Below are 11,296 nucleotides of genomic sequence, written 5' to 3'. Positions count from 1 at the left end.
CACGTCATCCGCCGAAGCGCTGGCGATCAACTGGGCAATCGCCTGACCACGGCCAGCGACGAAAGTGACTTTATCCACAGCGGTGAAACCGGCGCGGATGTCATCGAAAATCAGCGAAGGGTCTTCGGTGCGAGGGTTGTCATCGGTGACCAGCACACCGTCGGCCAGGCGCTCGACGATCTCGGCCATCAACGGACGTTTGCCGCGATCGCGATCACCGCCGCAGCCGAACAGGCACAGCAGTNNGCCTTTGGCGTGTGGACGCAGGGCCATCAAGACTTTTTCCAGCGCATCCGGGGTGTGGGCGTAATCGACCACCACCAGTGGCTGAGTGCCGCCGCCCAGACGCTGCATGCGACCAGCCGGGCCTTCGAGTTTCGGCAGGACCTTGAGGATTTCATCCAGCGCGTAATCCAGGCCGAGCAGTGCGCCGATGGCGGCAAGCACGTTGCTCAGGTTGAAACGGCCGAGAAGTGCGCTGCGCAAGTGGTGCTCGCCCTGCGGCGTGACCAAGGTGGCGAGCACGCCTTCATCATTAAATTGGGCTTCACGGCAATAGAGGTAGGCGCTGGCATCTTCCAGGCTGTAGGTGATCAGGCGCGACTCACGCTTGTCCGCAACCAGTTGACGGCCGAACTCGTCGTCGAGATTGATCACCCGGCACTTCAAATCGTTCCAGGCAAACAGCTTGGCCTTGGCGGCGGCATACGCCTCCATGGTGCCGTGGTAATCGAGATGATCGCGGGACAGGTTGGTCATCACCGCCACGTCAAACGCCAGGGCAGCCACGCGCCCCTGGTCCAGACCGTGTGAGGAGACTTCCATGGCAACGGCCTTGGCACCGGCCTTTTTCAGGTCGGCCAGGGTGGCTTGCACAGCAATCGGGTTCGGTGTGGTGTGCATGCCGCTTTGCAGCGCGCCATAAAAACCGGTGCCCAGGGTGCCGACAATGCCGCAGTGCTGACCCAGCAGGTCAAGGGCTTGCGCGACCAATTGGGTCACGCTGGTCTTGCCGTTGGTGCCCGTCACGCCCACCAGGTTCAGGTGCCGGCTCGGGTCGCCATAAAAGCGACCGGCGATGTCCGACAGCTGCGCCGCCAGGCCTTTGACCGGAATCAGCGGCACGTCGGTGATCGGCAACACGGTGGCGCCTTCCACTTCATAAGCGACGGCGGCCGCACCGCGTTGCAAGGCATCCGCAATGTGCGCACGGCCATCGAACTTGCCGCCAGGNACGGCGAGAAACAGATCGCCAGCCCGCACGTTGCGGCTGTCCAGGGTCAGCTCGCGGATCAATAGATCGCGGCCGGCGTGGGCGAAAATCTTGTTCAGGCTCAAAGACATTAGCCGCGCCCTCCATTGGCTTTGGCAGCAGCGGCCGGTGNCGCGTTCGCTTGTTGAGTCGGCGGCAAGTTGTCCGGCGTGATGTTCATCAGGCGCAGGGTGCCGGACATCACTTTGCTGAACACGGGCGCCGATACCAGGCCACCGAAGTAACCGGCCTTGGTCGGTTCATCGATCACCACCACGATTGCGTAACGCGGATCGCTCATCGGGCCGAAGCCGGCGAACAGCGAGCGGTAGGAATTCTCGGCGTAGCCTTTGGTGCCCACTGACGTNTTGCGTGCAGTGCCCGACTTGCCTGCCACGTGATACGCCGGCACCTGGGCACGGAATACGCCGCGCGGTGCCTCGATCACCTGGGTCAACATGCCTTGCATGGTTTTCGCGACGGCTTCCGGCAGCACTTGTGTGGTTTGCGCTGGTTTGTCGGTTTTGATCAGGGTCAGCGGTGCGAGGCGACCGTTGTTGGCCAGGGCCGAGAAGGCGTGGACCAACTGGATCGCGGTCACCGACAGGCCGTAGCCGTAGGACAGCGTGGCGGTCTCGGCCTTTNGCCATTCGCGGTAGTTCGGCAGGTTGCCGACGCGCTCACCCGGGAAGCCGAGACCGGTGTCCTGGCCGAGGCCGACCTTCTGCGCAAGGCGGAAAATGGTTTCGCCGCCGATATCGAACGCGACCTTACTCATGCCGACGTTACTGGAATTGATCAGGATGCCGGTCAGGTCGAGCACCGGACCTTCGGTCTTGGAGACGTCCTTGATGGTGTATTTACCGATCTGCAGGGTGCCCGGGTAAACCTCGACTTTGTCGCTCGGCTTCCAGCGCCCGGTTTCCAGGGCGGCACTCATGGAGATGGCTTTCATGGTCGAACCAGGTTCGAACACATCGATCATCGCGCGGTTACGCATCATCGCCGGTTGCAGGTTGCGACGGTTGTTCGGGTTGTAGGTCGGCTGGTTGACCATGGCGAGGATCTCGCCGGTCTTCACGTCCATGATCACCAGGCTGCCGGCCTTGGCGCCGTTTTCGATGATCGCGTTACGCAGTTCGCGGTTGGCCAGGTATTGCAGGCGCAGGTCAATCGACAACGCCAAGGGCTTACCAGCCTTGGCGTTTTTGGTGACCTGGACATCCTTGATCAGTCTGCCGCGCCGATCCTTGATGACCTGCCGCTTACCGGGAACGCCGGCCAGCCATTCATCGTAGGCCAGCTCTACGCCTTCACGGCCATGGTCATCGATGTCGGTAAAACCAACCATATGCGCGGTGGTTTCACCGGCCGGGTAGAAACGACGAAACTCCTCGATGCCGTAGACACCCGGTACTTTCAGATCGAGTACAGACTGGCCCTGCTCAGGAGTGAGCCCGCGCACGAGGTAGATGAATTCTTTATTAGCCTGGGCCTCCAGGCGTTCGGCCAGGGCTTTCGGGTCTTGACCCAGGGCGGCAGCAAGTGCTGGCCATTTCTCTTTGGCCAGTTGCATTTCCTTGGCATTCGCCCACAGCGTGGTGACCGGGGTACTCACGGCCAGAGGCTCGCCGTTACGGTCGGTGATCAGGCCGCGGTGCGCAGGAATCGGNATGTGACGAACGCTGCGCGCATCGCCCTGACCTTTAAGGAAGGCACGGTCGACGACTTGCAGGTCGATGATGCGCCAGCAAATCGCCGCAACCATGACACCAAGCAAGCCCAGCACCAGGCGGAAGCGCCATGGGTAGAGTGCGCCTTCAAGTTTCATCATGGCGCCACCATGCGAACTTCAGCCGCGCCNGGAATGCGCATCTTCAGTTGCTCGGTGGCCAGCACTTCGATACGGCTGTGCGCAGTCCAGGTGCTCTGCTCGAGAATCAACCGGCCCCACTCCGCCTGCGCCTTGTCGCGCACGCTCAACTCGGCGTACAGCGAGTTCAGCAACTGACGGTTCCAGTGGGCGCTGTACGACACGCCGATGGCCGACACGAGCACGCCAATAAACAGCAGCAGCATGAAAAAGCTTCCGCCGGGAAGNGGCTTGGCGAAAAGCTTGCTCACCGCAGCTTCTCCGCGACGCGCATGACGGCGCTACGGGAACGTGGGTTGGCCTTGAGTTCGGCTTCGGAAGCGAACTGCGCTTTGCCATGGATTTTGATGATCGGTTCGAACGCAACGTGACGGACCGGCAGGTTGCGCGGCAGGTTATCGGNCTCGCCTTTTACCAGTTTGCGCATGAACAGCTTGACGATGCGGTCTTCCAGGGAGTGGAAGCTGATCACCACCAGGCGACCGCCCACTTCCAGGGCTTCCAGTGCGGCTTCGAGGCCGGCTTCCAGATCGCCCAGTTCGTTATTGACGTGAATGCGCAGGCCCTGGAATGCGCGGGTCGCAGGGTTCTTGCCCTTTTCCCACGCCGGGTTGGCGACTTTCAGCACTTCAGCCAGGTCGGCGGTGCGTTCAAACGGCTGGATTTCGCGGCGCTCGACAACCGCGCGCGCCATACGGCCAGCGAAGCGCTCTTCGCCGTATTCCTTGAATACGCGGGCGATTTCTTCCACCGGTGCAGTATTGACGAATTCGGCAGCGCTGATCCCGCGGGACGGGTCCATGCGCATGTCCAGCGGGCCGTCGTTCATGAAACTGAAGCCGCGCTCCGGGTCGTCAAGCTGTGGCGAAGACACGCCCAGGTCGAGCAGAACCCCGGCCACCTTGCCTGCCATGCCGCGCTCGGCCACTTCGGCACCCAGCTCGGCAAAGCTACGCTGCACAACGACAAAGCGGCCGTCTTCGGCCGCTAGCGCTTGCCCGGTGGCAATCGCTTGAGGGTCNTTGTCGAATCCGAGGACCCGACCATCGGGGCCGAGCTGGCTGAGGATCAACCGACTGTGCCCGCCGCGCCCGAACGTACCGTCCAGATAGCAGCCATCAGGACGTACGGCGAGAGCCTCAACGGCTTCGTCAAGCAGTACGGTGATGTGGTTAAAGCCGCTATCAATAGTCACAGGATCAAATCACGCAGTTCATCAGGCATAGCGCCCGGTTGTTGAATAGCAGCCAGGTCAGCTGCAGAAACAGCATCCCAGGCATCTTCGTCCCACAATTGGAACTTGTTCAGTTGGCCGACCAGCATTGCGCGCTTATCCAACTTGGCATATTCACGAAGACGCGGCGGAACCAGAAAACGACCACTGCCATCGAGCTCGAGGTCGACGGCATTACCAATCAGTAAACGTTGCAGGCGGCGGTTCTCTTCGCGAAGCGAAGGCAGTGCGCGCAGTTTGGTTTCGATAATTTCCCACTCATCGAGGGGGTAAACACACAAACACGGATCAACGGCATCAATTGTGACGATCAGCTGGCCTGAACTTCGCGAAACGAGCTCGTCACGATACCGGCTCGGCATAGCGAGACGGCCTTTTGCATCGAGACTGATAGCGTTAGCTCCGCGAAACACAGATGCGTTTCTCCAAATTTTAGCGTTTTACGTTCAAAAAACCCACTTTGTGCCACTTTCCGCCACTTGCGCACACTATAGGAATGCGCCCACCACACCGTCAAGGCGCGGATTCAAGGAAAAGCCTTACAGAACGGAGATTTAGGAGGGTAAACGGAGGGGTAACGACAATCTGACGGCTGAATTTGCCCGATAACTTGAATCAGCACAGAAGGCTGCGTTCGAAAGTTAAAGTAATTTGTTAAGAGTAAGATTTTTTCGGTATTACGAAAGTGTTCTGGCAACGATTCTGGAAGGAGGGAAAATGCTACTACCAGCGCCCTGCTCAACGATTAAAGCAGGGAGGAAAAAAGGTGGAGAGTCGATCTGTAAGCCGGGTTCTGTCTTGAACAGTCATTCGTCTACGATGGCCATCACTGGACATCTTTAGCAACCTACCCGGTCCCAGCGCGGGCCACGCCTTGGGACCCTATTTGGTCTTGCTCCAAGTGGGGTTTACCTAGCCACGAACTGTTGCCAGTCGTGCGGTGCGCTCTTACCGCACCTTTTCACCCTTACCGGCACCGAAGTGCTTAGGCGGTTATTTTCTGTGGCACTTTCCGTAGGCTCACGCCTCCCAGGCATTACCTGGCACTTCGCCCTATGGAGCCCGGACTTTCCTCCCCCCCCTAATTTTCATAGAGGGCAGCGACTGTCCAATCGACTCTCCGCCGCGAAGGTTAACGGCAGAGCGGCCGAAGAACAAGCGCTAAACACCTTTGGCTGCTCCTGTGCGTCGGGTTTTTACTCGCCCTTCTGTTTATCCAGCGCCACCTGATAGAGCACATTCTTGCGCTCACCGGTAATTTGCGCCGCCAATGCCGCCGCACGCTTGAGCGGCATCTCTTCAAGCAACAGATTGAGAATGCGCATGGCCTCACTGCTGACCGCGTCCTCGGTCTCGGGCACCGACCAGCCCGCCACCAACACCACGCACTCGCCGCGCTGCTGATTGCTGTCCGACTCGACGAACTCACGCAACTCGGCCAGCGGCAGGCCTTTGAGGGTTTCGAAGGTTTTGGTGATTTCGCGCGCCAGCAACGCCGGACGCTCGGGGCCGAACACCAGCTCCATGTCTTGCAGGCACTCAAGGATGCGATGCGGCGCTTCGTAGAAAATCAGTGTGCGCGGCTCTTCCTTGACCAGCTCAAGACGAGCGCGACGACCGACAGCCTTGGCCGGCAGGAAGCCTTCAAATATAAAACGGTCCGACGGCAATCCCGCCGCCGACAATGCGGCGATCAAGGCACAGGCACCCGGGACCGGTACCACATTGATCCCCGCCGCACGCGCCTGACGCACCAGGTGATAACCCGGATCGGAAATCAGCGGCGTGCCGGCATCGGAGATCAGCGCCACATCGTCGCCCGCCAGCAATCGCGTGATAAAGCGACTACCTTCGTCGCGCTCGTTGTGTTCATGGCAGGCCGCCAGCGGCGTGGGAATGCCGAAATGTTGCATCAGGCGCTGGGAGTGACGGGTGTCTTCGGCGGCAATCAACGCGACGTCGCGCAGGATCTTCAGCGCACGTGCACTGATGTCGTCCAGGTTGCCAATGGGCGTCGCCACNACATAAAGCGAGCCAGCAGCGGAATTCAAAGCACCTGGAGCAGTCAAAGCGCACACCTCATGATCGGTAAAAGGCGACATTGTAGCGCGTAGCAGCGCTTGCGATCGCCCCGCCCGCCTCGGGTTTTTCAGGCGTTTGTGCAGCGCTGCAACATTTGCACGAGCTAAATTGATCGATTCACGCCAGTAACATCGCGCCCCGGCCAGTGCTTGGGTACAATTCCACGCTAATTTGATCGGTATCAGGAACACTTACATGATCGCTTGCCTGCGGCTGCTCTCCGCCCTCTGCCTCGCTGCCTTATTGGCCGCTTGCGCCAGCTCGCCCTCGTCCAGCCTTGGCGACCTCCCCCGGACCCCGGACGCCAGTATCGAGCAACTGCTCGAACAGGCCACCCAAAGCAAGGATCCGGAAAAAGCCGCGCTGTTGCGCCTGAGCGCGGCCGACCTGGCCTATCGCCAAGGCAATGCCGGCCAGTCCGCGCAAATCCTGCAACAGGTGCCGGTGGAACAACTCAAGCCCGGCCAACAAGTCTTCGCCAGCACCCTGGCGGCTGAACTGGCCATGGCGCGCAATCAGCCCAAGGCGGCGTTGACGGCCTTGAGCCACCCCAGCCTGCAACGCCTGAGCGAGTTGCCGGTCGAGCAACAGGTTCGCACCGGCACTGTCCATGCTCGCGCCCTTGAGGCCGACGGGCAGACGCTGGCCGCCGCACGGGAGCGCATCTTCATCGCACCCATGCTCGAAGGTGAAGCCGCCGCCAAAAACCACGAAGCGATCTGGACCCTGATCGCCTCGCTGCCAACCGATCAACTACAGCCAACCACCAATGATGATCTCGGTGGCTGGATGGGCTTGGCACTGGCGGTGAAAACCGCCGGCACCCTGGAACAACAGCAAGCCGCGATCGACAACTGGCGCGCCCAGAACCCTAAGCACCCGGCAGCCATTCAATTGCCGCTGCCTCTGACCAAGCTCAAGGAACTGGCCAGCCAGCCCCTGAGCAAAATCGCCCTGCTGCTGCCGCAGGAAGGTCCGCTGGCCTCGGTCGGCAAGGCACTGCGCGAAGGCTTCATGGCCGCGCACTACCAGGCTGAACAAGCCGGACAGAAGCCGCCAGTCATCGAGTTCTATGACAGTTCGCGCTTGAGCTCCATCGACGACTTCTACGCCAAGGCCCAGGCCGCCGGCGTACAACTGGTGGTCGGCCCGCTGGAAAAACCGCTGGTCAAACAACTGGCCGCGCGCCCGCAACTGCCGATTACCACCCTGGCGCTGAACTACAGCGAAGGTGAACAAGGTCCGGCCCAACTGTTCCAGTTTGGTCTGGCCGCTGAAGACGAAGCCCGTGAAGTGTCTCGTCGTGCTCGCGCCGACGGCCTGCATCGCGCTGCCATCATGGTGCCGAAAGGCGAATGGGGCGATCGCGTGCTGAGAGCGTTCAGCCAGGATTGGCAAACCAACGGCGGCAGCATCGTCGCGACCGAGCGCGTTGACCAACCGGTTCAACTGGCCCAGCAGATTGCCGACCTGTTCCAACTGCGTAAAAGCGAAGGCCGCGCCAAGAGCCTGCAAAGCACCGTCGGCACCGACGTAGCGGCGCAGCCTTCGCGCCGTCAGGACATCGAGTTCATCTTCCTGGCCGTGACACCGCAACTGGCCCAGCAGATCAAGCCAACCCTGAACTTCCAGTACGCCGGTGATGTGCCGGTGTATGCGACGTCCCACGTGTTCAGTGCCAGCGGCGACGTGAATCAATACAACGACATGAATGGCATCCGCTTCTGCGAAACCCCGTGGTTGCTGGACGCCAATGATCCGCTGCGCAACCAGGTTGCCGCGCAATGGCCACAGGCCAATGGCAGCCTCGGCCGCCTGTATGCGATGGGCGTGGACGCCTACCGCCTGGCACCGCGCCTGGGCCAACTCAAGGCACTGCCGGACACGCGCGTTGACGGTCTCTCGGGCAGCCTGGGCATGACTCAGAACCAGCGTGTGGTGCGCCAGTTGCCGTGGGCACAGTTCACCAACGGTCAGGTTCAACGCCTGCCGGACACCCCACGCTGATGCCTGACAGGTCACGCCAGCAAAGCGGTAAAGATGCCGAGCGCCATGCGCTCGAGCATCTTCAACAACGGGGTCTGCGCCTTCTGGCGCAGAACTGGTTGTGTAAACGCGGTGAGCTTGATCTGGTCATGCTTGACGGCGATACAGTAGTATTCGTCGAAGTCCGCTACAGAAAACACGCACAATGGGGTGGCGCGCTCGNCAGTATCGANGGGCGCAAACGGCAGAAACTGATTTTCGCCGCGCAGTATTTTCTTCAGCGCGAGTCGCGTTGGGCCAATTCCCCCTGCCGCTTCGACGTGGTTGCCATCGACAGCAACCTCGATCAGTTGAACTGGTTGCAGAATGCCTTCGATAGCTGATCGCCTGCGCCCCGAAGCGGACACCAATACCCAACACTTTTGCTCTTTGCTTTGCGGGCTGCACATTCCTGTGCCACACAGCCGCGCTACTTAAGGTCACACAGATGGACATGCAATCCCGAATTCGCCAGCTTTTCCAGGCCAGCATCGACACCAAGCAACAGGCGATGGACGTACTTGCACCGCACATCGAGCAAGCCAGTCAGGTCATGGTCAATGCCTTGCTCAACGAGGGCAAAATGCTTTCGTGCGGCAACGGCGGTTCGGCCGGTGATGCCCAGCATTTTTCCTCCGAGCTGCTCAACCGCTTCGAGCGCGAGCGCCCGAGCCTGCCGGCCATTGCCTTGACGACCGACACCTCGACGATCACCTCGATCGCCAATGACTACAGCTACAACGAAATCTTCTCCAAGCAGATCCGTGCCCTTGGCCAGCCGGGTGATGTGTTGCTGGCGATTTCCACCAGCGGCAACTCGGCAAACATTATTCAAGCGATCCAGGCCGCACATGATCGCGAAATGATTGTCGTAGCATTGACCGGACGCGATGGCGGCGGCATGGCCTCGCTGCTGTTGCCTGAAGACGTGGAGATCCGCGTCCCGGCCAATGTCACTGCACGCATTCAAGAAGTCCACCTGCTGGCGATCCACTGCCTGTGCGATTTGATCGACAGCCAACTGTTCGGGAGTGAAGAATGACCCCTAATCGCCTAGGCCTTCTGGCCTTGACCCTGTGCCTCGGCATCAGCGGCTGCACTTCGGTGGTTAAAGCCAGCCGTGAAGCACCCATTGAAGATGACCGCGGTACGCGCACCTTCGGCAGCAAGATCGATGACTCCCTGATCGACACCAAGGTCGGCGTGAACGTCGCCAAGGCCGATCCTGCCCTGGACAACGACTCGCACATCGTCGTCACCAGCTTCAACGGTATCGTGCTGCTCGCCGGGCAAACACCGACTGCCGAGCTCAAGGCCAAGGCCGAACAGGCTGCCGCCGCGGTCCAGCGCGTGAAGAAGGTGCATAACGAACTGCAGGTCCTGCCACCCTCCGGCTTCCTTGCCCGCCAGAACGACACCTGGCTGACCTCCAAGATCAAGACCCAAATGCTCACCGACCCGAACATCCCGGGTTCGCGCATCAAGGTCGTCACCGAGAACGGCATCGTTTATCTGCTCGGCCTGCTGACCAAGCAGGAAGCGGCGCAGGCCACCAATCTGGTGCAGAGCGTTTCCGGTGTGCAGAAGATTGTGAAGTTGTTTGAGTACATTGACTGATATTTGATGACCGACGATGGCANTTTCCAAAACGCCATCGCCAGCAAGCCGGCTCCTACAGTAATAAAAAAGGCGATCCTTGCGGATCGCCTTTTTTATTACTTCACCACTTTCAAACTGGGTCGACCGCTGGGACGCGGCGGCTCGCTGTCGGGCGGCGGAACATCATCTTCCGGCTCGATCTCTTCCTCGTCTTCCATAGGCGATTCCAGATCGAACACCATGCCCTGACCATTTTCCCGAGCGTAAATGCCCAGGATCGATGCGATAGGCACGAACAGCGTATGCGGCACGCCGCCAAAACGCCCTTCGAAGCTGACCGCTTCGTTGTCCATGTGCAAGTGGCGCACAGCACTGGGTGATACGTTCAGCACAATCTGCCCGTCACTGGCAAAACCCTGCGGCACGTCAACCTTGGGAAATTCAGAGTTGACCAGCATGTGCGGGGTGCAATCGTTGTCCACAATCCACTCATAGAGCGCGCGGACCAAATAGGGTCGACTGGAGTTCATCAGCGGCTCCTTAAGCCTTAGCGCATATCGCGTTCGACACCAGACAGACTNGCCTGGAAAGCCTCACGCGCAAACNGGCGCTCCATGTAATCAAGCAACGGCTTGGCCGGCCGTGGCAGTTCAATGCCCAGGATCGGCAAGCGCCAGAGTATGGGTAATAGGCAGCAATCCACCAAGCTTTGTTCCTCGCTGAGGAAAAAAGGTTTGTCGGCGAACAGCGGCGAAACACCNGTCAGGCTTTCACGCANCTCTTTACGAGCCACGACGCGGGCGGCTTCCTTGGACCGGGAATCCAGGATCAGATCCACCAGACCACACCAGTCACGCTGAATACGATGAATCAGCAGACGGCTGTTGGCACGCGCCACCGGATACACCGGCAACAAAGGTGGATGCGGGTAACGCTCATCCAGGTATTCCATCACCACGGTTGACTCCCACAACGCCAGGTCACGATCGACCAGGGTGGGCAAGCTGCCGTAAGGGTTCACTTCGATCAGTTTCGGCGGATGACGTCCTGCCTCCACACTGATGATCTCGGCGCTGACACCCTTCTCTGCGAGCACGATGCGTACTCGGTGGGAATAGTGGTCGGCGGGGTCGGAGTAACAGGCCAACCGATTGGTCACGCCCATGGCGGTCCTCCTCGCTTGTTGAAATTATCGGAAGCGGAAAAACGCACGCGCCCAGAAGACGCCTCC

12 protein-coding genes and 1 other RNA gene are annotated in these 11,296 nt (G+C 60.1%); 4 read left to right on the top strand and 9 right to left on the bottom strand.

The genetic code is table 11. The features are described 5' to 3' along the window. From B7L09_RS22700 to rsmI, 7 genes are all read right to left on the bottom strand, one after another. The coding region (locus tag B7L09_RS22700) for a UDP-N-acetylmuramoyl-L-alanyl-D-glutamate--2,6-diaminopimelate ligase (protein ID WP_094470732.1) at positions 1 to 1,344 on the bottom strand (1,344 nt) is incomplete at its 3' end. After that, entirely contained in the window at positions 1,344 to 3,083 is a 1,740-nt protein-coding gene (locus B7L09_RS22695; RefSeq protein WP_176457751.1) for a peptidoglycan D,D-transpeptidase FtsI family protein, read from the bottom strand. The genes B7L09_RS22695 and B7L09_RS22700, both read right to left, overlap by 1 nt. Further along, the gene (gene ftsL, locus B7L09_RS22690) at positions 3,083 to 3,376 is read right to left on the bottom strand and encodes a cell division protein FtsL (RefSeq protein WP_094470730.1); all 294 of its coding nucleotides are present in this window, start codon (positions 3,374 to 3,376) and stop codon (positions 3,083 to 3,085) included. The genes B7L09_RS22695 and ftsL overlap by 1 nt, the downstream gene beginning before the upstream one ends. After that, positions 3,373 to 4,320, bottom strand: coding sequence for a 16S rRNA (cytosine(1402)-N(4))-methyltransferase RsmH (gene rsmH, locus B7L09_RS22685; protein ID WP_438269341.1), 948 nt, complete (start codon positions 4,318 to 4,320; stop codon positions 3,373 to 3,375). Before rsmH ends, ftsL begins: the two co-directional genes overlap by 4 nt. Continuing rightward, a complete protein-coding gene (gene mraZ / locus B7L09_RS22680) occupies positions 4,317 to 4,772 on the bottom strand; it encodes a division/cell wall cluster transcriptional repressor MraZ (RefSeq protein ID WP_008147486.1) in 456 nt (151 codons plus the stop codon). The genes rsmH and mraZ overlap by 4 nt, the downstream gene beginning before the upstream one ends. Before the next feature lie 353 nt (positions 4,773 to 5,125). Beyond that, positions 5,126 to 5,479: RNase P RNA component class A (rnpB, locus tag B7L09_RS22675), an RNA gene on the bottom strand. Positions 5,480 to 5,555: 76 nt separating this feature from the next. Continuing rightward, on the bottom strand, positions 5,556 to 6,461 hold the full coding sequence (gene rsmI, locus B7L09_RS22670) for a 16S rRNA (cytidine(1402)-2'-O)-methyltransferase (RefSeq protein ID WP_167362276.1): 906 nt from the start codon (positions 6,459 to 6,461) through the stop codon (positions 5,556 to 5,558). 175 nt (positions 6,462 to 6,636) lie between these two features. On the opposite strand from rsmI, the gene B7L09_RS22665 reads away from it, so the two are divergent. From B7L09_RS22665 to B7L09_RS22650, 4 genes are all read left to right on the top strand, one after another. After that, positions 6,637 to 8,448, top strand: a complete 1,812-nt coding sequence (locus tag B7L09_RS22665; protein ID WP_094470729.1) for a penicillin-binding protein activator — start codon at positions 6,637 to 6,639, stop codon at positions 8,446 to 8,448. Continuing rightward, complete coding sequence (locus B7L09_RS22660) at positions 8,448 to 8,810, top strand: YraN family protein (protein WP_094470728.1); 363 nt, start codon at positions 8,448 to 8,450, stop codon at positions 8,808 to 8,810. Before B7L09_RS22665 ends, B7L09_RS22660 begins: the two co-directional genes overlap by 1 nt. Before the next feature lie 104 nt (positions 8,811 to 8,914). Then, positions 8,915 to 9,508 (top strand): phosphoheptose isomerase, encoded by a 594-nt coding sequence (locus B7L09_RS22655; protein ID WP_003216190.1) that lies wholly within the window; start codon positions 8,915 to 8,917, stop codon positions 9,506 to 9,508. Then, on the top strand, positions 9,505 to 10,083 hold the full coding sequence (locus B7L09_RS22650; protein WP_094470727.1) for a BON domain-containing protein: 579 nt from the start codon (positions 9,505 to 9,507) through the stop codon (positions 10,081 to 10,083). Before B7L09_RS22655 ends, B7L09_RS22650 begins: the two co-directional genes overlap by 4 nt. A 98-nt stretch (positions 10,084 to 10,181) precedes the next feature. Here B7L09_RS22650 and B7L09_RS22645 read toward each other — a convergent pair whose 3' ends face one another. Together B7L09_RS22645 and B7L09_RS22640 are read right to left on the bottom strand one after the other, a co-directional pair. Continuing rightward, on the bottom strand, positions 10,182 to 10,595 hold the full coding sequence (locus B7L09_RS22645; protein WP_094470726.1) for a ClpXP protease specificity-enhancing factor: 414 nt from the start codon (positions 10,593 to 10,595) through the stop codon (positions 10,182 to 10,184). A gap of 17 nt (positions 10,596 to 10,612) precedes the next feature. Continuing rightward, positions 10,613 to 11,230, bottom strand: coding sequence for a glutathione S-transferase N-terminal domain-containing protein (locus B7L09_RS22640; protein ID WP_094470725.1), 618 nt, complete (start codon positions 11,228 to 11,230; stop codon positions 10,613 to 10,615). Positions 11,231 to 11,296: the final 66 nt, after the last annotated feature.

The sequence above is a fragment of the Pseudomonas mandelii genome, assembly GCF_002251635.1.
In the GTDB taxonomy this organism is placed as follows: domain Bacteria; phylum Pseudomonadota; class Gammaproteobacteria; order Pseudomonadales; family Pseudomonadaceae; genus Aquipseudomonas; species Aquipseudomonas mandelii_B.
The sequence above is the reverse complement of the archived record's forward strand: the minus strand, read 5'-3'. Positions and strand labels throughout refer to the sequence as shown.